Annotated in this window: 19 protein-coding genes and 1 pseudogene; all 20 read left to right on the top strand. The window is 63.6% G+C overall.

Features of this window, described 5'->3' with window-relative positions:
• The first annotated feature begins 6 nt into the window (after positions 1–6).
• The 20 genes and pseudogenes from ABQ137_RS17790 (at position 7) to ABQ137_RS17700 (ending at position 20,009) form a co-directional block, all read left to right on the top strand.
• A complete protein-coding gene (locus ABQ137_RS17790; protein ID WP_039407718.1) occupies positions 7–300 on the top strand; it encodes a hypothetical protein in 294 nt (97 codons plus the stop codon).
• Complete coding sequence (locus tag ABQ137_RS17785) at positions 300–866, top strand: PilZ domain-containing protein (protein WP_039407720.1); 567 nt, start codon at positions 300–302, stop codon at positions 864–866. The genes ABQ137_RS17790 and ABQ137_RS17785 overlap by 1 nt, the downstream gene beginning before the upstream one ends.
• A 70-nt stretch (positions 867–936) precedes the next feature.
• Positions 937–1,569 (top strand): response regulator transcription factor, encoded by a 633-nt coding sequence (locus tag ABQ137_RS17780; protein ID WP_003482986.1) that lies wholly within the window; start codon positions 937–939, stop codon positions 1,567–1,569.
• Between the two features lie 220 nt (positions 1,570–1,789).
• Positions 1,790–3,190 (top strand): RNA polymerase factor sigma-54, encoded by a 1,401-nt coding sequence (gene rpoN, locus ABQ137_RS17775; protein ID WP_054591182.1) that lies wholly within the window; start codon positions 1,790–1,792, stop codon positions 3,188–3,190.
• A gap of 8 nt (positions 3,191–3,198) precedes the next feature.
• Complete coding sequence (locus tag ABQ137_RS17770; RefSeq protein ID WP_016904817.1) at positions 3,199–3,582, top strand: response regulator; 384 nt, start codon at positions 3,199–3,201, stop codon at positions 3,580–3,582.
• The gene (locus ABQ137_RS17765; protein ID WP_024939602.1) at positions 3,575–5,059 is read left to right on the top strand and encodes a sigma-54 dependent transcriptional regulator; all 1,485 of its coding nucleotides are present in this window, start codon (positions 3,575–3,577) and stop codon (positions 5,057–5,059) included. Before ABQ137_RS17770 ends, ABQ137_RS17765 begins: the two co-directional genes overlap by 8 nt.
• A gap of 117 nt (positions 5,060–5,176) precedes the next feature.
• Positions 5,177–6,286 (top strand): DegT/DnrJ/EryC1/StrS family aminotransferase, encoded by a 1,110-nt coding sequence (locus ABQ137_RS17760; RefSeq protein WP_104542840.1) that lies wholly within the window; start codon positions 5,177–5,179, stop codon positions 6,284–6,286.
• A 70-nt stretch (positions 6,287–6,356) separates the two neighbouring features.
• Positions 6,357–6,581, top strand: coding sequence for an acyl carrier protein (locus tag ABQ137_RS17755; protein WP_024939600.1), 225 nt, complete (start codon positions 6,357–6,359; stop codon positions 6,579–6,581).
• A 1-nt stretch (position 6,582) separates the two neighbouring features.
• Positions 6,583–7,623, top strand: a complete 1,041-nt coding sequence (locus ABQ137_RS17750) for a ketoacyl-ACP synthase III (RefSeq protein ID WP_349783278.1) — start codon at positions 6,583–6,585, stop codon at positions 7,621–7,623.
• Positions 7,620–8,384, top strand: a complete 765-nt coding sequence (locus ABQ137_RS17745) for an SDR family NAD(P)-dependent oxidoreductase (RefSeq protein ID WP_349783277.1) — start codon at positions 7,620–7,622, stop codon at positions 8,382–8,384. Before ABQ137_RS17750 ends, ABQ137_RS17745 begins: the two co-directional genes overlap by 4 nt.
• Positions 8,381–9,118, top strand: a complete 738-nt coding sequence (locus tag ABQ137_RS17740) for an SDR family NAD(P)-dependent oxidoreductase (RefSeq protein WP_104645692.1) — start codon at positions 8,381–8,383, stop codon at positions 9,116–9,118. The genes ABQ137_RS17745 and ABQ137_RS17740 overlap by 4 nt, the downstream gene beginning before the upstream one ends.
• Complete coding sequence (locus ABQ137_RS17735; RefSeq protein ID WP_349783276.1) at positions 9,115–9,759, top strand: NeuD/PglB/VioB family sugar acetyltransferase; 645 nt, start codon at positions 9,115–9,117, stop codon at positions 9,757–9,759. Before ABQ137_RS17740 ends, ABQ137_RS17735 begins: the two co-directional genes overlap by 4 nt.
• 13 nt (positions 9,760–9,772) lie before the next feature.
• The gene (locus ABQ137_RS17730; protein ID WP_349783275.1) at positions 9,773–10,918 is read left to right on the top strand and encodes an aromatic ring-hydroxylating oxygenase subunit alpha; all 1,146 of its coding nucleotides are present in this window, start codon (positions 9,773–9,775) and stop codon (positions 10,916–10,918) included.
• Positions 10,908–11,531, top strand: a complete 624-nt coding sequence (locus ABQ137_RS17725; RefSeq protein ID WP_349783274.1) for an LbetaH domain-containing protein — start codon at positions 10,908–10,910, stop codon at positions 11,529–11,531. The genes ABQ137_RS17730 and ABQ137_RS17725 overlap by 11 nt, the downstream gene beginning before the upstream one ends.
• A complete protein-coding gene (locus tag ABQ137_RS17720) occupies positions 11,528–13,051 on the top strand; it encodes an FkbM family methyltransferase (RefSeq protein ID WP_349783273.1) in 1,524 nt (507 codons plus the stop codon). Before ABQ137_RS17725 ends, ABQ137_RS17720 begins: the two co-directional genes overlap by 4 nt.
• 58 nt (positions 13,052–13,109) lie before the next feature.
• A pseudogene (locus ABQ137_RS20715) lies at positions 13,110–13,329 on the top strand (IS701 family transposase); the annotation flags it as partial.
• A gap of 127 nt (positions 13,330–13,456) precedes the next feature.
• On the top strand, positions 13,457–14,731 hold the full coding sequence (locus tag ABQ137_RS17715; RefSeq protein ID WP_349783272.1) for a hypothetical protein: 1,275 nt from the start codon (positions 13,457–13,459) through the stop codon (positions 14,729–14,731).
• A 43-nt stretch (positions 14,732–14,774) separates the two neighbouring features.
• On the top strand, positions 14,775–15,524 hold the full coding sequence (locus tag ABQ137_RS17710; RefSeq protein WP_349783271.1) for a 3-deoxy-manno-octulosonate cytidylyltransferase: 750 nt from the start codon (positions 14,775–14,777) through the stop codon (positions 15,522–15,524).
• Positions 15,521–16,264 carry an FkbM family methyltransferase gene (locus ABQ137_RS17705; RefSeq protein WP_349783270.1) on the top strand — a complete coding sequence of 248 codons (744 nt, stop codon included), beginning with the start codon at positions 15,521–15,523 and terminating at the stop codon, positions 16,262–16,264. The genes ABQ137_RS17710 and ABQ137_RS17705 overlap by 4 nt, the downstream gene beginning before the upstream one ends.
• A 235-nt stretch (positions 16,265–16,499) precedes the next feature.
• Positions 16,500–20,009 carry a glycosyltransferase gene (locus ABQ137_RS17700; protein WP_349783325.1) on the top strand — a complete coding sequence of 1,170 codons (3,510 nt, stop codon included), beginning with the start codon at positions 16,500–16,502 and terminating at the stop codon, positions 20,007–20,009.
• Positions 20,010–20,176 lie beyond the last annotated feature (167 nt).

Below are 20,176 nucleotides of genomic sequence, written 5' to 3'. Positions count from 1 at the left end.
CATACCATGCATAGCGCGCAGAGCCTTCAAGCCGAAATTGCCGACATCCGCCTGGCCATGGCGCAGGAGGAATTCGAGGTGATGCCGTTCATGCTGGATGCCCACGATCTGCACCTGCGCGAGTACGCGCAGCAGGCGGACCTGAGTCAGGACCGCGACGCGTTGCAGACGTTGCAGGTGATGCAGCAGGACCTGATGCGGATGATGCTCGAGCGTCGACGCAAGCTGCTGGATCTGATCCGCGCGCAGCGCACGTCCTCTACGGCCAGCCGCGCCTACGCACGGGTCGGACGGATCTGATGTCCGCGCTCGGCACACTCGCGCCATCGGCCGATGCCGCGCTGTTCGCCGACACGCTCAGCTGCGAAGTGCGCCTGCCGGCCGGCTTCCGTGCCGGCAGCGACGCCGGCTCGCACAGTGCCGCAGAAACCCTGCTGCGCAGCCTGGGCCAGGTGGAAGACCTGCGCAGCGAAGACAGCAGCGAAGACCGTGGCGAGCTGCCCCTGCTGGTGCAGCGCATGGACGCCAAGCTCGACCTGATGCTGGCCCTGATCGGCCGCCTGGTGCAACAGGGCGACACCGGACTGATCCAGGCGAACGTGCACTGGTCGGTGCGCGGAATCCGCCTGAGCTGCGCAAGCAGCCACCCGCCGGGCACCCTGGGCAGCGTTTGCCTGCAACCCTCCGACTGGCTTCCTGAACTGGTACAGCTTCCTGCCGAGGTCCTGGCAAGCGCAAGCGATGGCCACGATCACTGGCTATGGCTGCGGTTTGCGCCGCTTTCCCCAGGCTTGCAGGAGGCGCTGGAACGTCATCTGTTCCGTCTGCATCGCCGTCAGATCGCCGACGCCCGCCGCCAGCGCTGATAGCGCCTGTTGGCGCGGGGCGCCGGGTCGGCTAAGGTGCCCTTTACTGAAAAAAGGTCTCTTCTGCGCCGTGCGAGTCATCATCGTCGACGATCACACCCTTGTCCGTGCCGGCCTGTCCAGGCTGCTGCAAACCTTCGCCGGCATCGATGTCGTGGGTGAGGCCAGCAACGCACAGCAAGCCCTGGACATGACATCCCTGCACCGGCCTGATCTGGTGTTGATGGATCTGTCCCTGCCTGGCCGCAGCGGCCTGGATGCCATGACCGATGTGTTGCGCGCCGCGCCGCGCACGCATGTGGTGATGATGTCGATGCACGACGACCCGGTGCACGTGCGCGATGCGCTCGATCGCGGCGCGGTGGGCTTCGTGGTCAAGGATGCGGCGCCGCTCGAGCTGGAATTGGCCTTGCGTGCAGCGGCAGCCGGCCAGGTGTTCCTGAGCCCGCAGATTTCGTCCAAGATGATCGCGCCGATGCTGGGCCGGGAAAAACCGGTCGGTATCGCCGCCTTGTCGCCGCGCCAGCGCGAGATCCTGCGCGAGATCGGCCGCGGCCAGAGCAACAAGGAAATCGCTGCCGATCTCGGCATCAGCGTCAAGACGGTGGAGACCCATCGCGCGCGCATGATGGAATCGCTCGGTTGCCGGCGTGCCAACGACCTGGTGTTGCTGGCCGCCAAGCATCACAACGAACTGGTCTGAGCAAACCGCTGCGCCGACCGAAAATGGCCGCCAGCGACGAAAACAGTGACGGGATTCCGGCGGGCACGCTTGAGTCCGTATTGAACGTCAGGGAATTCCCCACGCGCTGTCAGGAAAATCACGAATTGCCTCACGCGATTCCCTGATTAGAAACCCGTCGCCTTGTCCTGCAAGATGCGTTCCATCGCTGCCACGTGCGGCGCCTTCCGGAAGCGCTTCGATGAAGACGACCATTTCCGCCCAGCTTGGCCAGCAACTGCACCTGACCCCGCAGTTGCTGCAGTCGATCCGTCTGTTGCAATTGGACGGCATGCAGTTGGAACTGGAAATCCGTCGCGCGCTGGAAACCAACCCGCTGCTGGAACTGGAAGAACTGGCCGACAGCGACGCCGTCGCGACCAGTGACGATGGCGCGTCCGATGTCGCCGCCTTCGACGAACTGCCGGAAAGCACGATGTGGGACGTGCAGAGCAGCAGCTGGAACGGCGACGACGACGACCGCATGCAGCGCGTGGCAGCTGGCGAATCCACCGACCCGCACGTGCGCATCCTGCGCGATCTGGCGCTGGACCTGGACGAGGCTGCGTTGGGGGCCGCCGCGTTCTGGCTGGAGCAGACCGACGACGCCGGCTATCTGAGCGAGGCCCTGGCGACGCTGCAGCAGCTCGGTGCCACCCGTCTTGGTATGACCGTGCAGGCAGTGGAAGCGGTCCGTCAGCGCCTGCTGCACGGCGACCCGGCCGGCCTGGCCGCCTGCGACCTGCGCGAGTGCCTGCAGGCCCAGCTGGGCGCCCTGCCCGGCCGCGTGCCGGCGCGCCATCTGGCCGCGCGCATCCTTGCCGGCGACCTGGACCTGCTGGCCAGCCACGACTATCCGGTGCTGGCGCGCGCACACGATGCCGAGCTGGACGATGTGCGCGAAGCGGTACGGCTGATCCTGTCGTTGCAGCCACGCCCCGGCGATGACCTGTCGCAGGAAAGCAACGCCAACGTGATTCCGGACGTGCTCGCCTGGCATGCCGATGGCAGCTGGCGGGTGGCCTTGAACCCGGCCACCACGCATCGGGTGAGCATCAACCCCGTGCATGAGCGCGCACTGGCCGAGGCCGGCGATGCCGCCCAGCCGCTGCGTGACATGCTGCAGGAAGCGCGCTGGCTGACCCGCGGCCTGTCGATGCGCTACGAGACCCTGCTGCGCGCCACCCGCGCCATCGTCGAACGCCAGGCCGCCTTTCTGGTGCGCGGCGAAGAAGCGATGGCACCGCTGACGCTGAAGGAAATCGCCGATGAGATCGGCATGCACGAGTCGACGATTTCGCGCATTACCACCGGCAAATACATCCAGACCCCGCGCGGCACCTTCGAGCTCAAGCACTTCTTTGCGGTGCGCCTGGAAGGCGCCAGCGTCTCCGGCCAGGCGGTCAAGGCGATGGTGCGGCGACTGATCGAAAGCGAGCCGGCCGGGCGGCCGCTGGCCGACGAAGCCATCGCCGGGCTGTTGTCGCGCCAGGGCGTTAATATTGCCCGTCGCACTGTGGCCAAGTACCGCGAACAACTCGACATCGCCCCGGCACGCGAGCGCCGCCGCACCAACAAACCGCTGCTTGCCCGGGCAGGATAAGGACTACTATGAGCAAACTCACCGTGCTGCTGGTCGACGACCACGAGGGCTTCATCAACGCTGCGATGCGTCATTTTCGCAAAGTGGAGTGGCTCGATATCGTGGGCAGTGCCGCCAATGGACTGGAAGCGATCGAGCGCTCTGAGTCGCTGCGCCCCAATGTCGTGCTGATGGACCTGGCCATGCCGGAGATGGGCGGGCTGCAGGCAACGCGTCTGATCAAGACGCAGGACGATCCGCCGTATATTGTCATCGCGAGCCACTTTGACGATGCAGAGCATCGTGAACATGCTCTTCGCGCGGGTGCTGACAATTTTGTTAGCAAGCTGTCCTATATCCAGGAAGTCATGCCAATCCTGGAGGGCCTGACGGAAGGAGCCAGGAATGAGTGAGTCCCGCATTCTGTTGATCGACAGCGATGCCGTGCGCGCCGAGCGCACGGTCTCGCTGCTCGAGTTCATGGACTTCAATCCCCGCTGGGTCACCGACGGCGCCGACATCAATCCCGGCCGCCATCGCCACGACGAATGGATGGCGGTGATGGTGGGCTCGGCGCAGGACGCTGCACAGGCCGACAAGTTCTTCGACTGGCTGGCCGATGCCAAGCTGCCGCCACCGGTGCTGCTGATGGAGGGCAGCCCGAGCGCGTTCGCACAGGCCCATGGCCTGCACGAAGCCAATGTCTGGACGCTGGACACGCCGCTGCGGCATACGCAGCTGGAAGCCTTGCTGCGCCGTGCCAGCCTCAAGCGCCTGGACGCCGAGCACCAGGCCGGCGTGCAGCAGGACACTGGCCCGACCGGCAACAGCGAGGCGGTGACCCGCCTGCGTCGCTTGATCGACCAGGTGGCTGCCTTCGACACCACGGTGCTGGTGCTGGGCGAATCGGGCACCGGCAAGGAAGTCGTCGCACGTGCCATCCATCAGCATTCGCCACGGCGCGACGGGCCGTTCGTGGCGATCAACTGCGGCGCGATTCCGCCGGATCTGCTGGAAAGCGAGCTGTTCGGTCACGAAAAAGGCGCCTTCACCGGCGCGCTGAGCACCCGCAAGGGCCGCTTCGAAATGGCCGAGGGCGGCACCCTGCTGCTGGACGAGATCGGCGACATGAGCCTGCCGATGCAGGTCAAGCTGCTGCGCGTGCTGCAGGAGCGCAGCTTCGAGCGTGTCGGTGGTGGCCAGACCATCCGTTGCAACGTGCGCGTGATCGCCGCGACCCACCGCAACCTGGAAACCCGCATCAGCGACGGCCAGTTCCGCGAGGACCTGTTCTATCGCCTCAACGTGTTCCCGATCGAGATGCCGGCGCTGCGCGAACGCGTCGACGACCTGGCCATGCTGGTGCAGACCATCGCCGGGCAACTGGCACGCACCGGACGCGGCGAAGTGCGCTTCGCCGACGAAGCACTGCAGGCGCTGCGCAGCTACGACTGGCCGGGCAATGTGCGCGAGCTGACCAACCTGGTGGAGCGCCTGGCGGTGCTGCATCCGGGCGGACTGGTACGCGTGCAGGACCTGCCGGCGCGCTACCGCGGTGATTTTGCCGCGGCCGTGCCGGTCGAGCTTGCGCCCGAACCGGCGCTGGTTGCCGCCCCCGTCGAGGACATCGCGCTGCCGGGCAACGTGGTGACCCTGCCATCCACGTCAGCCGATGCCGAGCCGGCGACCAGCTCCAGCCTGCCCGACGATGGCATCGACCTGCGCGGCCACATGGCCAACATCGAGCTGGCGCTGATTAACGAGGCGCTGGAACGTACCCAGGGCGTGGTGGCGCATGCGGCGCAACTGCTGGGCCTGCGCCGCACCACGCTGGTGGAAAAGCTGCGCAAGTACGGCATCGATCGCGAGCAGACCGAGCTGGCGAACTGAGCGGGCCGGCCTCCCCGCCCGGCTCGCTGGCATAGCGCTTGCTTCAGCAGGATTGCCCCGTCCGCAGCCGTGCCTGCGGCGGAATCCCGACATTCACCAGCACCTGCCGAGGCATTGATGCCCATCCCTGTCACCAGTCCGCTGCTGCCGCCGCTGGAAGAATTTCTGCCCTATCTGGAGCAGATCTGGTCCAGCCGCATTCTCAGCAATGGCGGTGACATGCATCACGCGTTCGAACGCGCGTTGTGCGAGTATCTGGGCGTGCCGCACCTGGCCTTGCTCACCAACGGCACCACCGCGTTGATCACCGCGCTGCAGGCGCTGCGCATCACTGGGGAAGTCATCACCACGCCCTACTCGTTCGTGGCCACTGCGCATTCGCTGCTGTGGAAAAGCATCACCCCGGTGTTTGTGGATATCGACCCGGTGACGCTCAACATGGATCCGTCCAAGATCGAGGCGGCCATCACCCCGCAGACCACCGCCATCATGCCGGTGCACTGCTACGGCACAGCCTGCGATACCGCTGCGATCACGCGCATCGCCGACATCTACAACCTCAAGGTGATCTACGACGCGGCGCATGCCTTCGGCGTGCGCGATGAGGGTGGCTCGATCCTGCGTCATGGCGACCTGAGCGTGTTGAGCTTCCATGCCACCAAGGTGTTCAACACCTTCGAAGGTGGCGCCATCGTCTGCCCGGACGAAAGAACCTATCAGCGCATCGGGCATCTGAAGAATTTCGGCTTTGTCGATGAGACCACGGTGGTGGCACCGGGCATCAACGGCAAGATGAATGAGATCAGCGCAGCCTTCGGCCTGCTGCAGCTCAAGCACATCGATCACGCCATCGCCCAGCGCAGCGCCATCGATGCGCAGTATCGGCAGCGTCTGAGCGATGTTCGCGGCGTGCGCTGCGTGGCGCGGCCCGATCACGCCAGCGCCAACTACGCGTACTTTCCGATCCTGGTGCAGGACGACTACCCGCTGTCGCGCGATGCGCTGTACCAAGTGATGCGCGAGCACGGCATCCTGGTGCGGCGGTACTTCTATCCGTTGATCAGCGATTTCCCGATGTATCGCGCCCTGCCCTCCTCGGCGCCGGCATGGCTGCCGGTCGCGCGCTCGGTGGCCGCACAGGTATTGTGTCTGCCGATCTTTCCTGGCCTGACCCGCGACCAGGTGGATACCATTGCCGATCTGATCGCCGGCGCACAGGCAACATGATCGCAACACGCTGCAGCTGCAGCTGCATTTCAGACTCCCATCTCTTCAACAGGCAACCAGGCGAGCTCGCATGACCCAGGCAACATTTATCGAGAACTTCCTCTCCGCCACCGACTTCCAGGAACCGGTGGAGGTCACGCTGGACACCGTGCTGCTGGAATTGCCGGAGTGGGATTCGCTGGCCGCGCTGGGTGTGATCGTCATGTTCGACATGGAGTACGGCAAGACCATTACCGGCGAAGATCTCACCGCCGCAACTACCGTGGGCGATCTCTACAAACTGACCGAGGCGTAACATGCCGACCTCCACGCTGCACAACGTCCGCTTTGCCGGCATGGCGACCTGCGTGCCGAAGCGGGTGGTGTCCAATCTCACCGACTGCCGGCCGCAGATCCGCTCCGAACGCGAGCGCCTGGTGCGCAACATCGGCATCGAGACACGCCGCATGGCCTCGGATTGGCAGTGCTTTTCCGACCTGGCCTTCGATGCGACCGAAGTGCTGCTGGAGCGTCTGCAGTGGAAGCGTGAGGAGATCGATGCATTGATCGTGGTGACCCAATCGCCGGATTACCCGATCCCGGCCACCGCGATCATCCTGCAGGACCGACTGGGGCTATCGCATGCCACGGTCGCCTTCGACGTCAACCTGGGCTGCTCGGCCTACCCGTTCGGCATCAACCTGCTCGGCTCGATGATCGCCGCCGGCGGCGTCAAAAAAGGGCTGCTGCTGGTCGGCGACCGCAGCGCCAATCTGGAAGACCCGATCTTTTCCGATTCCGGCACCGCCACGGCGCTGGAATTCAGCGCCGACGCGCCGCCGATGTATTTCGACCTCAACAGCGATGGCAGCGGCTACAAAGCCATCATCCTGCCGGTGGGTGGTCACCGCGAACCGGTCGGCATCCAGCACTTGGTGCCGTATCGCGACGAGGCGGATGGTGCCTGGAAGCGTGGCGTGGACCTGATCCTGGACGGCGTGGCAGTGCTGAGCTTCTCTACCCAGCGCATTCCACCTGCCGTGCAGAAACTGCTTGAGTACACCGGCGTGGCCAAGGAAGACATCGATTACTTCGTGTTTCACCAGGCCAACCGCATGATCAACGAGACCATTCGCAAAAAGCTCGGCCTGCCGTTGGAAAAGGTGCCCTCCACGCTGCGCGACTTCGGCAACTCCAGCGGCGCCTCGTTACCGGTGACCATGACCGCCCGCATCAACAAGGAACTGGAAGCCGGCCGCAAGCGCGTGCTGCTGTGCGGCTTCGGCATCGGGCTGTCGTGGGGCAGCTGCCTGCTCGACATCGAAGGGGCCGTTTTTCCGGATCTGATCGAATCGTGAGTATTGCCGCCGACCCTTTCTCGCTTGCCGGCAAACGCATCCTCGTCACCGGCGCCTCCTCGGGTATTGGCCGCCAGATCGCCATTTCCTGTGCCGAGCTTGGTGCCCAGCTGGTGATCAGCGGGCGCGACCGCGCGCGACTGGCCTCGACCTTGGAGGTGTTGCCGGGCGATGGGCACGTGACAATAGCGGCAGACCTTGACCAGCAGGAGGACATCGATCGCCTGGTCGCCGACGTCGGCGTCTTGAACGGGATGGCGCACGCGGCCGGGATCTCCCGGCTGGTTCCGCTGCGCCTGGTCAATCGAGCCCATTTGAACGAGATCTTCTCCAGCAACACATTCGCACCGATGCTGCTGACCCGGGGCCTGCTGGCGAAGAAGCGCATTGCCGCGAACGGCTCGCTGGTGTTCGTCGCTTCGGTTGCCTCGCACATCGGACCGATGGCAAGCAGCGCGTACGCGGCCAGCAAGAGCGCCCTGCTCGGCATGGTGAGATCGCTGGCGCAGGAAGTTGCCAAAAACGGCATCCGCGCCAACTGTATCGCCCCGGGTTACGTGCGCACGCCACTGCTAGATGGCCTGCAGGGCAGCGGCGGCAACATGGAAGGGCTGTTCGAACTGACGCCACTTGGCATGGGCGAGCCGGAGGACGTCGCCTACGCCACCACGTTCCTGCTGGCCGATGCGAGCCGCTGGATCACGCGTAACTATTTCGTCGTGGACGGCGGCCTCACTGTGCCGATGGACATCTACGCATGAACACGCCAGCACGCACGGCGTTTTCGCTCGGCGGCAAGACGATCCTGGTGACGGGAGCGTCGTCGGGGCTAGGCCGGCAGATCGCTATCGCCTGCGCGCAGCGAGGTGCTCAGATGGTTCTCGCCGGCCGCGACAGAGACCGCCTCGCCCAGACCCAGGCGCAGCTGCAGGGCACGGGCCACGTTGGCGTGCTCGGCGACCTGACCAGCGCCGCCGATCGCGAGGCATTGGCTGCCGCGGCGGGTATGACGGTACATGGCGTGGTGCACTGCGCGGGCATGCAGAAGCACTGCCCGATCCGGCAGCTGAGCGAGGCGGCGATGACCGAGATGTACACGGTCAATTTTCTCGCTCCGGTGATGCTGACGCAGCGCCTGCTGCAGGCAAATGCCATCGCCCCGCAGGGCTCGATCGTGTTCATGCTATCCACTGCCGCGCACCTCGGCACACGCGGCGTAGGGCCGTATTCGGCGATGAAAGCCGGCCTCATCGGCATCATCAAGTGCCTGGCGCTGGAACAGGCAAAGCGCAGGATCAGGGTCAACGGTATTTCCCCGTCGGCCGTGGCCACGCCGATGTGGGGCGCCGACCAGCTTGAGGCGCAGAAGGCGCGGCATCCGCTGGGCCTGGGCGAACCGCAGGACGTAGCCAATGCCGCGATCTACCTGCTGGCCGACGCCAGCCGCTGGGTCACCGGAACCAGTCTGGTCATGGACGGCGGCTCGATCCTATGACCCATCCCGTATTGATCATCGGCGCTGGCGGATGGGGGCGCGAGGTCCTGGCGCAGATGCAGGGCGATCCGGCGTGCGGAACGCAGTGGCGTCCGGTGGGCTTTCTCGACACGCGCCCGCAGATGCTGGACGGTCTAGGCTGCGATCTGACCATCGTCGGCTGCCCGCTCGCGTACCAGCCGCAAGATGAAGAACGCTTCGTCTGCGCGATCGGCGATCCGCATTCGCGCCAGCGCTATGCGCAGCCATTGCTGGCGCAAGGCGCGCAGTTCATCAGCATTCTCACCGGCGCGTTCGTGAGCCCGCGCGTACATATCGGCACTGGCTGCTTCCTGTGCCACCGCGTGCAGCTCAGCCCCGACGTATGGCTGGGCGACTTCGTCAACGTGCAAGCCAACACCATGCTTGGGCACGATGTCCGTGTCGGGGACTATGCGCAAATCGGGGCAATGACCTTCGTCGGCGGCGGCGCACGGATCGGTGAGCACGCCATCGTGCACCCGCACGCCACCATCCTGCCCGGCATCCACATCGGCGACAGCGCCGTCGTCGGCGCCGGTGCGGTCGTGGTCAAGGACGTGCCGGCCGGCGCCAGCGTGTTCGGCAACCCGGCCCGGATCATCTACCACAAGGATTCCTGAGGAAGCCGCGCCGATGCGATCGCGAATGCACCCCAGCTACTACCTGTCGACGGACATCTTCGCCCGCGAACAGCGCAAGATATTCCGCAAGGTCTGGCTGTTTGCCGGCCTGAAGACGCTGCTGCCCGACAACAACTGCTTCATCACTCGCAGGCTCGCCGGCATTCCAGTGCTAATCCAGAACTTCCAGGGCCGCCTGCGCGCGTTCGAGAACGTCTGCCTGCACCGCAGCGCGCTGCTGCAGACCGCAGCGGTGGGAAAGCGCCCGCTGGTCTGCCCTTACCATGCCTGGAAGTACGACGCCGATGGCCGGGTTGAGAACATCCCCGAGTGCGCGGCTGTCTATGGCTTCGACGAAGAAGAAAGACGCGGTTTGAAATTGCGGGAGTTCGCCTTGCGTGAGGTGGGAAGCCTGCTGTTCGTCAACCTCGACCCCGACCCGATGCCAATCGAGGAGCAGTTTTCGGCAGACTTCATCGCCTTGCTGGAAAGTAGTTCCAACGCCTATGACACCGAGGTTATGGTGACCACATGGCATGGCCGGTACAACTGGAAGCTGGCCTACGAGAATCTGCGGGACGCCAACCATCCGCGCTTTGTCCACCCCAAGACCCTGGCCAAAAGCGTCAACTTCACTCCCCAGGTAAACGAGGAACAAGCCAAGGAGTCCATGGATGCGTTGCAGGACACATCGCCCACAGCCCTGAGGCGCGAAATGCGCCGCTTCAGTTTCGGCGGCCCGGAAGCACCCATCCCTAAGCTTCAGCATTTCGGCTGGCACGATAAAGTGGAACGCTGGGGCAAGCAGGACGCCTACTTTAACTGGCTTGCCTTCCCGAACATGCACATCGCCAGTTCCAACGGGGGCTATTCCTTCACGCTGGAACACCATATCCCCGTCGCACCGGACCGGACGGACCTGGAAATCTATTGGTTTAGCGCGCGCAGGAAACAGCCTTACGGTTCTTCCAGCCAGGTGCTACTGGCACAGATGCACGGCAGCAAGGTGGTGGTAGGCGAAGACGTCGACATCATGGAACGAGTGCAGTCCGCATTGCACACAGACGCGCCGCTGCCTACCCAGGGAGCCTATGAATCCATGAATCGCCTGGTCGAACGCTGGTACACGATGCTGATGGAGACCGAACATGAAATCTAGGTGGATCATCGGCAGCAGCGAGTACCTCGACCTGGCCTTTCACGCCTGGAAGCAGGCGCGTCAGGACGAGGCAGTCATCAGAATCGACGTGCCGCAAGACGCGGGACACGAATTCGATCTGGCCGTGCTGGATGTGCTGAATCCGACCGACAGCGCCATGTTCGTGGCTTTCGACGAACGCTTCGGCAACTTCAAGCGCATGGAACTGATGCAGGCGGCAATGGAACGTGGCTTCAAGCTGGAGCCCTTCATCCACTCCAGCGCAGCCATCGGCTCTGACACGGCCATCGGGCTCAACGCATTCGTGGGTGCCCATGCTGTCGTCGGGCACGGGTGCAGGATCGACTACAACACCGTCATCCACGCCGGCGCACACCTCGGGCCGGCATGCCGCGTCAAATCGTCATGTTGGATAGAGAACGGTGTGCAAATCGGCGCAGGCGTCGAGATCGGCGGCAACAGCATCCTGCGCACCGGCGCCATCGTGCGTGGGGGCGTCAAGGTGGGACGGAGCTGCGAACTTGGCTGGCCGCGTGTCTACTGCGAGGACGTGCCCGCCAAGACCTATTTCGACGCCCGCTACGACGCCCCTATTCATACCTATGAGAGATGACGTTCATGAACTCAAGAAATGAGCAGCTTCGCCAACAGATTCTCCGTATTGCGGAGCAGGAGCGCCCTGTACTCGAGGATGTCATTGCGCGCCTACCCGCGATTGCCAACCGCCCTGTCTTCCTCGTCGCTCCCGAGTCCTATGCAGGCATGGTGCACGGTCCCAGGGTGGTTGCCGACCTGCATCATGTTGTTGCCGCAATTGATGACCAGAGCATCCGCCTGGACCGCATTCATGGCGCGCCGCGCTGGAGCAGTCAGGAGTTTCTTGCCAAGGCGGGGCAGTATGCTGATGCGATCGCTATCGATTTCTCTTGCAGTCCGCGCGGACGGGCGTTTGCAAATGACCTCTGCACCAATGCGGGCATCGAGCAACTAAGCGTTGCGCCTTGCTTGGATCCGCTGATCCCGCATTTCGAGCAGCGCCCCCTCTTTTTGCTCCAACCGCGCTCGGGCATTGGAGACATTTATGGCCCAAAGATCGTCCAGCGCTCCAGCCATGTAATTGCCGCCGTCGATGACCAGCCAAGCGACAGCGATACCATTCATGGGGTACCGCGTTGGAGTTCGCACCAGTTCATCGAACAAGCGGCCCAGCATTCCCAGGCATTGGCCATCGATTTTTCTTACAGCCCGGGAGAATCCGGCCTGGCCCGCAAGCTATGTGAGCAAGCAGGCATTGAAAGGGTAGATGCCTGCCTGGCCGTTGCTCACTGTGGGCTGCCCGCCGTATACGAGCCTGCCCGGGTATACCGTCAGCGCACGCTTGCGCGCCTGGACGAATTTCTGCGCTTTGCGGATCGACTGGACGACGATTTCAGCGTTTTTACGCTCTACAGCAACCTGCTGTTCCGCCTGACCTATGATTCCAGCCTCCTGTTGGACTGCTGGGCTACGCCGATCAACGAGTACTTTTCAACATACGCCGATAGCAGCACGTTCCAGCTGGGCCAGCGTGAACATTTCTGCGATGGCGGTGCCTTTCAGGGCCCCATCGTCCACAAGTTTCTAGAAGCATCCCGCTATCGCTACGAAAGCATCACCGCCTTCGAACCCGATAGCATCAACTTCCAGAAACTGGAGGGAATCGCTAGCGCCCTCCCCCTTCCCCCGCATAACTTCAAGGCCATAAAAAAGGCCATCTCCAACGAACATACGACGCTGCGCTTCGAGGAGACCGGCACTGTTTCCAGCCATGTATCGCCGGATGGCGGAATCTCCGTGGCTACTACACGCCTGGACGACGAGTTGGAAAAGCTGACGCTACTGAAGTTGGACATCGAAGGGTTTGAAGCCAGGGCACTAGAAGGCGCATCTCACCTCATCCGTACCCAGCGCCCCCGTATGGCTATCTGTGTATATCACTATGCCCAGGATCTACTGGATATCGTGGAACAACTGGACAAATTGGTCGATGGCTATCACTTCCGCCTACGCCAGCACTCTCCCGGCCACTACTACGACCTCGTTTTGTATGCATCGCCCGTCGCCGGTGCCGCACCACCACCCTGGGCGGAGTAAGCCCAGGGAAATTCACGGCTTGGAGAGATAAAGTAATGACTGACGGCTGCAAAATTCTTCTTCCCACTTCTTGTCCAATCTTCCCGCAGACAGGTGGTGCAAGAGTTTGGTGAAGACGGTCAAGTCTCGCAGGCGGATCGCACGCGATTACCAAAAGTTGAAGCAGGAGTTGCGCTGGACCACGACGAGGGGCGTGGTTGGCGAGCCCTCACTATCACTCCACGCTCTGTATCGCGGCTTATGGGTTTCTGATAGCCGCCCAGCGCCATATCGCCGACTCGATCGCGGCCTTGCGCTGGATAATTGCCATCGCAATCGGCGCGAAGCTGCTCGACGAAAAAAGCAACCGCATCTCCGAATTCAATGACACAGTAAGACTAGTAGAGCACACAAGGAAGCCCTGTCATGGCGTTAGCAATCGGCTCGATCGAGCGAGCCAGCATCAAATATCCAGGACTGAATCCGCGCAACACCAAGTTGATCGGCTGGGGCGCGGGACAGTTTTTCCGCGATTTCTATCCAGCCATCGCTCGGCAATTGAACTTGCAGTACACCATCTGCCCACGGCCAGAGAATCAAGGCACGACTGTCCATGGCCTGCCGGTCAAATCACCTTCGGCGCTGGAGGACGAATCAGCCGATGATGTGCTGATCGTCATCTTCTCCAATCACGCGGCAGAGGTGATGAACCAGATTGCAAGGGCACATGGCCCTTTCCGCACGGTGCGTGCCGTCGAATACGACCAGGGCAGCATTGCACTGCTGCAAGAATTGCAGGATTTCTCGCGTTTGTTACCCCAGCTGCAATTGTCGCGCCAACTGACCAAGGCGGACACCGGCATTTTCGTGCAGGGGCTCGCGTTCGACTTTACGCCCTTGGTGCTGGCCTGGAATCGCCTGCGTTTCCCCTGGGCTTACCAGTGCATGGTGACCTGGGACCACCAACCAAGTGCACTACTGGACCGCTGCAGGCCCTGGCTGGACAAGCTGATTTTGGTGCCTCAGCCGGACAACCTGGGCCTGCACTACCGCAACGCGGTGCTGCGCTCCGCACGCCTGGGAGTGGAGCATCTGGCCGAGCAAGGTATCGAGTTTGCGGTGCGTTGCCGTAGCGACAACGTGCTGACTGGCTCAACGCACGACGCCATCAATATCCACTTTAGAGGCAAACGCAATCAAGGAAAGATCGCAATTTCTTTGGGAGCAGGGTTTCGCAACATTCCGTTCCTTTTCACCGAGAAAGCCATGCTTGGTAGGACGCAGGACATGCTGGCATTGTGGTCGATGCCAGAAGATCCGCGACCGGCAAATCATGCGGACGACGAATTTTCTCCCATGAACGAACTTGCGCCCGATCGGCATTTTCAAGAACTCAGCCAATACGCCTTCGAGTCGTCATTGTGGAAAAACTACGCACGCCAGCTTGGATTCCCGGCCGAGACGCTGGTCGATAGCTACCGTTTTGCAAAGTCTCGTCTGCTGGCACTGGAGCCGCATATGAGCTGGACGTCGTTGAAGCTTGTATCGTTGTTCAATGTGGCTCGCGACAACAGCTACGGCTTCTCGATGGACTCGTGGAACCGTCTATTCACCGACACCGATGCAGTACTTGAGGCTGCCGAGGCAGTCAGCCAGCTGAAGCTCAACTCTACTGATTTCTGGCAAGGCAGAGTCGGCTGAGCCGCCCTCGCCACTCAACGCCATCGGTTGCCAGGAGGCTTCCATGACTTACGCCATCATCATCCCCGCGCGGCGCGACTCTTCGCGCCTGCCCGGAAAACCGCTGATCGAGTTGGGCGGCGTGCCCATGATCGTGCGCACCTATCAGCAATGCGCCAAGGCGGCGCCAGCCGAGCGCATTCTCGTCGCCACCGATTGCGACGTGATTAAACGTACCTGCGAGCAGGCCGGCATCCGCACCTTGATGACCTCCAGCGACTGCCTGACCGGCACCGATCGTGTTGCCGAGGTCGCGCAGCAGCTCAATGTGGACACCTATATCAATGTGCAAGGTGACGATCCGCTATTCAATCCGCAGGACGTGCGTCTGCTGATCGACGCTGCGGCAGCTTCACCGAATGATGTCATCAACGGTTACTGCCCTGTCGCCAACATCGACGAGTTCCGTAACCCGAGCGTGCCCAAGGTGGTGATTCGCCCGGATGGGCGTCTGCTGTACATGTCGCGCGCGGCGATCCCGGTCACCAAGCAAGGCGAGTTCCGGCGTGCCTGGCGGCAGGTGTGTGCGTACGCGTTTCCCAAACAGGCCTTGCAGGCGTTTGCGTCGGTATCTTGCAAGACCACGTTGGAAGACATTGAGGACATCGAGATCCTGCGTTTTCTGGAACTTGGCTTTGAAGTGCGTATGGTGCAGATGAGCAACCAATCGATCGCGGTGGATACGCCGGCTGATGTCGTGCGGGTGGAAGCAGCGCTGCGTGCGCTACAGCATGGTGAGCAGAACTCCCCATGAACCAGGACAAGACAGCCAACGCACAGCCCGGCATGCACTCGCCAATCTGTGGCGCGTCCGATCTCAGAAACGAGGAACATGCTCAGGCGTACTCGCCTCGCAGGTTCTTCGACCAGTTGCTGACGACGGATGCACCGGTTGTGCTGGATGTTGGCGCGCATCGCGGTGAGTCGATCCGGTATTTCAAATCGATCTATCCGGACTGCCAGCTTTATTCGTTCGAGCCGGATCCGCAGAATTTCGCCGCGCTGGAAGAAGTAGCCGCGCAGTTCGGCGGCAAAGCCGTGTGCTTGGCGCTGGGCGAGAAGGAAGAGGTCAGTCAGTACTACCGGCAAGGCATCTCGCACCTGGGTGGATTGCTGCCGATCAATGCGGATTCCATCGATTCTCTTGGATATGCGCGCCAGGCGTCGAACGAGCAGATTGCAGTCCGCAAGACCACCCTAGACAACGCGTGCGCGGAACTAGGGATTTCCCATGCGCATATTCTCAAGATCGATGTGCAGGGCTTCGAGCGTCAGGTCCTGGAGGGCGCGAAAGCGATCCTGCAGCACACCGACTGCGCAGTGATCGAAATCGGTTTGTACGACTTCTACGGCAAGACCACCAGCTTCGTCGACGTGGTCAACTTGATGCAGGCAGCCGGCTTTTCGCTATGGGACATCGCCAAGCTGTCCAAGAACCCCAGGAGCCTGCGCACCGACTGGATCGAGGTGGTGTACCGCAAGGACGCCGCCTAGCTGCGACCTTCCTCGCAGTCCAGGGTGCGGCGGCACGCCCCAACCGGCTCGTCCCACTTCACGCACCACGGCACGCTTGTTGCATCTTCGGCTAGGCTGAGCGCGCCCAGGTTCGCCGTCTTCCGGTGCACTGTGAGGCCCTCTTCCCTCCCCCCGCTGCTGCGCCGTGGATGCACCTTTGACTGTTCAAGACAATCGATCGCCGATGACGTCCAACGCCCTGGTCAGCATCGTCATGCCGACCTACAAGCCACGCTATTTCGCGCAGGCGCTGGACAGCGTGCTGGCGCAGACTTACACGGCGCTGGAGCTGGTGATCTGCGACGACAACGCCGATGGCGCCATCGAGGCCGTGCTGGCGTCGAGGCTGGCTGACGCCCCATTTCCGATCCGCTACCACCGCAATACCCCCCGCCTCGGCGAACTCGGCAGCACGGTCAAGGGGATCGGCCTGGCGCAGGGCGAGTACGTCAAATTCCTGCACGACGACGACGTGCTGGAGCCGGACTGCGTCGCGCAGCTGGTGGGCGCAATGGAGCGCAACCCCGGCACCGCGCTGGCGTCCTCGCGCCGGCTGCGGATCGACGATGACGGTGCGCCGTTGCCGGACATCCTGGCCACCAGCTTCCCGTTTGCCGAGGACGTGCTGATCGACGGGCCGGAGCTGGTGTCGTTCCTGGCCGACCACGCCATCAACTTCATCGGCGAGCCGAGTTGCGTGCTTGCACGGCGCGACGACCTGGTGGCGCTGGGTGGCGAGCTGATGATGTTGAACGGCAAGGCCATCCACTGGGTTGGCGACCTAGCGATCTACGTCAAGCTGCTGCGTCACGGCAACCTAGCCTTGCTGTCCAGCCCGCTCACGCATTTTCGCGTGTCCAGTGCGCAGTTCAGTCAGGCCGGCCGCGATCAGCCCGGCATCGGCGACCAGGGCCATGAGGACCTGCGCCAGGGCATCCGCCAACTCGGCTGGCGACGCGAGGGCGGCGACAACCGCCAGGTGCGTGTCGCCCCGCTCAGCCCGCACAAGGCGCGGGTGTTCAAGTCGGTGGATCTGGTCAACGCCTTGATGCAGAGCGCAGGAATGGCCGAGCGCGTGTCGCCGGCCACGTGGTTGGGGGTGCGTCATCCCAGCACCGTGCAGCGCGCCTTGATCGATGCACGTTTGCAGGCGCATGCGGGCGGCCCGCGGATCGCAGTGATGGTGGTCGACAGCGACGGCGATGCGGCGGCGGTGGCCGCAACCCAGGCCAGCCTGGCGGCGGTGGCGTGTTATCGGAACCAGCAGACTTGGGTGATCAGCAGCTCGCCGGAGCAAGCTGCCAACCACGGCGAGCGCGGCGTGTTGATCGGCCCGCAAGGCCTGGCAGCGACACTCAACCAAGCCATCGCCGCACAACAGTCCATCGACTGGGTGCTGCTGGTCCAGGCCGGCAGCCTGTTCACCGCCAGCGGCCTGCTGATGCTGGCGCTGGAGATGCTCGCGCTGCCGGACACGTGTCAGGCCATCTACGCCGATGAAGTGGTCGCGCTGGACGGCGGTCAGCTGGGGCTGGCGATGCGGCCGGCGCTGTATCTCGACATGTTGCTCAGTTCACCGTCGACGATGTCGCGGCATTGGCTGTTCCGGCACCAGACATTAGTGGCCGATGGCGGCTTTGCAACCGAAACGAGCGACGCCTTCGAACTGGATTACCAGCTTGGGCTGGTCGAACGCTACGGCCTGGCCTGCATCCAGCACATCGCCGAACCCTTGCTGGTGGCATCGGCCACCACGCGGCATGGCGACGAAGACGAGCAGCGCGCCATCAGCCGCCATCTTGCCGCGCGCGGGTACGTGGACGCGGTGGTGAGCAGCAACGGCCCCGGCCGGCACGCGGTGGACTACCGTCATGCACAGCAACCATTGGTCAGCATCCTGGTGCTGGTGGATGGACGCCTGGCGCAGGTGCAGCGCTGCCTGGAAAGCGTGCTCGCCAACACCGGCTACCCGCACTACGAGCTGCTGTTGCTGGATCGCGGCGACAGCGCCGAGCCGGCGCTGTGCGACTGGCTGGCGGGCATCGACAACCTCGGCCTGCAGCAGATCCGCGTGCTGCGCTTCGACGGTGTGCCCTCGCGCGAAGCGGCCTGCAATGCGGCAGCCGAGCAGGCACGTGGGGAGGTGTTGCTGTGGTTGGCGGCCGGTGCCGCAGCGATCAAGGCCGATTGGCTGGCGCAGCTGCTCAACCACGCGCTGCGTCCGGAGGTCGGCGCGGTGGCCGGCAAGCTGCTGCGCGGCGACGGCACGGTGCATCACGCCGGCCTGCTGCTGGGCCTGGGGGCACCAGCGGCGCGCGCCTTCGCAGGTGCGGCGTTCGACGAATCGGGCTATCTGCAGCGCCTGCAACTGGATCAGAACTACAGCGCGCTCAGTGGCGAATGCCTGATGCTGCCGCGCCAGCTGTTCCTGGACGCCGGCGGCTTTGCGCAGGAACCGGCATTGGCGCAATGGAGCGACGTCGACCTGTGTCTGCGCCTGCAGCAGGCCGGTTATCTCAATGTCTACGCCGCACGCGCGCAGCTGCTGATCGACCCGCCCGACGCGCCACCCGCCACTGCACTCGACGAAGAAGCGATGTATGCGCGTTGGCTGCCGGTGATGGCCAACGACCCGGCCTACAACCCGGGCTTCTCGTTGGACCCCGGCGCCGGCTTCCAGCTGGCCGACCCGCGCGCCAGTTGGCGGCCGCTGCAGTCGTGGCGACCGCTGCCGACGATGATCGCCCTCCCCGCCGATATCGAAGGCTGCGGCCACTACCGGGTAATCCAGCCGCTGCGCGCCCTGCGCGAGGCCGGCATGGTCGAAGGCGTGCTGTTCAACGGCTATCTGGAGATCAGCGAGCTGGCACGCCAGGATCCCGACGTTGTGATCCTGCAACGCCAGGTCGGCGAGCCGCGACTGGAAGCGATGCGGCGCATGCAGGCGCTGTCGCGCGCGTTCAAGGTCTACGAGCTGGACGACTACCTGCCCAACCTGCCGCTGAAGAACGCGCATCGCGAGCACATGCCCAAGGACATCCTCAAGACCGTGCGGCGCGGGCTGGGCATGGTGGACCGCTTCGTGGTGTCCACCCCTGCCCTGGCCGAGGCGTTCGCCGGGTTGCATGGCGACATCCGCGTGGCCGAAAACCGCCTGCCACCGCATTGGTGGGAGCACCTGCCCGCACGCAGCGAACGCAAGCAACGCCAGGGTGGCAAGCCACGCATCGGCTGGGCCGGCGGCGTCAGTCACACCGGCGACCTGGAACTGATCGCCGATGTGGTGCGCGAGCTGGCCGACGAGGTCGAATGGGTGTTCATGGGGATGTACCCGTTTGCGCTGCGCCAGCACATCCATCAGTTCCAGCCTGGCGTGCCGATCGATCATTACCCGGCCGCACTGGCGGCGCTGGATCTGGACCTGGCGCTGGCGCCGGTGGAACAGAACCTGTTCAACGAGTGCAAGAGCAATCTGCGCCTGCTCGAATACGGCGCCTGCGGCTACCCGGTGATCGCCAGCGATGTGCGCTGTTACCAGGGCAACCTGCCGGTGACCCTGGTGAAAAACCGCTACCGCGACTGGATCGGCGCGATCCGCGAGCATCTGGCCGACCCGGCCGCTTCAGCGGCAAAGGGCGCGGCCTTGCGTGACGTGGTGCGCCGCGACTGGATGCTCACCGGACGCAATCTTGATCGCTGGCGTGAGGCGTGGTTGCCGGATTAGTCGATCGAGACCGCGGGTGCATGCACTGCCGTCTCGCGTGGTCCTTGTCCGCCCCACCGTCGCGGGACCTTACGCAGCAGGGATGCCGCGTAAGCGCCTACACGGACGTACTTGCGGCGTGTCCTGCGAGGGTGGGCGGGCAAGGGCCCTGCAGCCAAGCCGCAGAT

The organism is Xanthomonas sp. WHRI 8393 (assembly GCF_040203315.1).
Classification (GTDB): Bacteria; Pseudomonadota; Gammaproteobacteria; order Xanthomonadales; family Xanthomonadaceae; genus Xanthomonas; species Xanthomonas arboricola.
The sequence above is the reverse complement of the archived record's forward strand: the minus strand, read 5'-3'. Positions and strand labels throughout refer to the sequence as shown.

What these genes read in the sequence shown, in the direction of transcription:
- ABQ137_RS17790 (WP_039407718.1), top strand. Translation starts at nt 7, where the DNA reads ATGCATAGCGCGCAGAGCCTTCAAGCCGAAATTGCCGACATCCGCCTG.
- ABQ137_RS17785 (WP_039407720.1), top strand. Translation starts at nt 300, where the DNA reads ATGTCCGCGCTCGGCACACTCGCGCCATCGGCCGATGCCGCGCTGTTC.
- rpoN (WP_054591182.1), top strand. Translation starts at nt 1,790, where the DNA reads ATGAAGACGACCATTTCCGCCCAGCTTGGCCAGCAACTGCACCTGACC.
- ABQ137_RS17770 (WP_016904817.1), top strand. Translation starts at nt 3,199, where the DNA reads ATGAGCAAACTCACCGTGCTGCTGGTCGACGACCACGAGGGCTTCATC.
- ABQ137_RS17765 (WP_024939602.1), top strand. Translation starts at nt 3,575, where the DNA reads ATGAGTGAGTCCCGCATTCTGTTGATCGACAGCGATGCCGTGCGCGCC.
- ABQ137_RS17760 (WP_104542840.1), top strand. Translation starts at nt 5,177, where the DNA reads ATGCCCATCCCTGTCACCAGTCCGCTGCTGCCGCCGCTGGAAGAATTT.
- ABQ137_RS17755 (WP_024939600.1), top strand. Translation starts at nt 6,357, where the DNA reads ATGACCCAGGCAACATTTATCGAGAACTTCCTCTCCGCCACCGACTTC.
- ABQ137_RS17750 (WP_349783278.1), top strand. Translation starts at nt 6,583, where the DNA reads ATGCCGACCTCCACGCTGCACAACGTCCGCTTTGCCGGCATGGCGACC.
- ABQ137_RS17740 (WP_104645692.1), top strand. Translation starts at nt 8,381, where the DNA reads ATGAACACGCCAGCACGCACGGCGTTTTCGCTCGGCGGCAAGACGATC.
- ABQ137_RS17735 (WP_349783276.1), top strand. Translation starts at nt 9,115, where the DNA reads ATGACCCATCCCGTATTGATCATCGGCGCTGGCGGATGGGGGCGCGAG.
- ABQ137_RS17730 (WP_349783275.1), top strand. Translation starts at nt 9,773, where the DNA reads ATGCGATCGCGAATGCACCCCAGCTACTACCTGTCGACGGACATCTTC.
- ABQ137_RS17725 (WP_349783274.1), top strand. Translation starts at nt 10,908, where the DNA reads ATGAAATCTAGGTGGATCATCGGCAGCAGCGAGTACCTCGACCTGGCC.
- ABQ137_RS17720 (WP_349783273.1), top strand. Translation starts at nt 11,528, where the DNA reads ATGACGTTCATGAACTCAAGAAATGAGCAGCTTCGCCAACAGATTCTC.
- ABQ137_RS17715 (WP_349783272.1), top strand. Translation starts at nt 13,457, where the DNA reads ATGGCGTTAGCAATCGGCTCGATCGAGCGAGCCAGCATCAAATATCCA.
- ABQ137_RS17710 (WP_349783271.1), top strand. Translation starts at nt 14,775, where the DNA reads ATGACTTACGCCATCATCATCCCCGCGCGGCGCGACTCTTCGCGCCTG.
- ABQ137_RS17705 (WP_349783270.1), top strand. Translation starts at nt 15,521, where the DNA reads ATGAACCAGGACAAGACAGCCAACGCACAGCCCGGCATGCACTCGCCA.
- ABQ137_RS17700 (WP_349783325.1), top strand. Translation starts at nt 16,500, where the DNA reads ATGCCGACCTACAAGCCACGCTATTTCGCGCAGGCGCTGGACAGCGTG.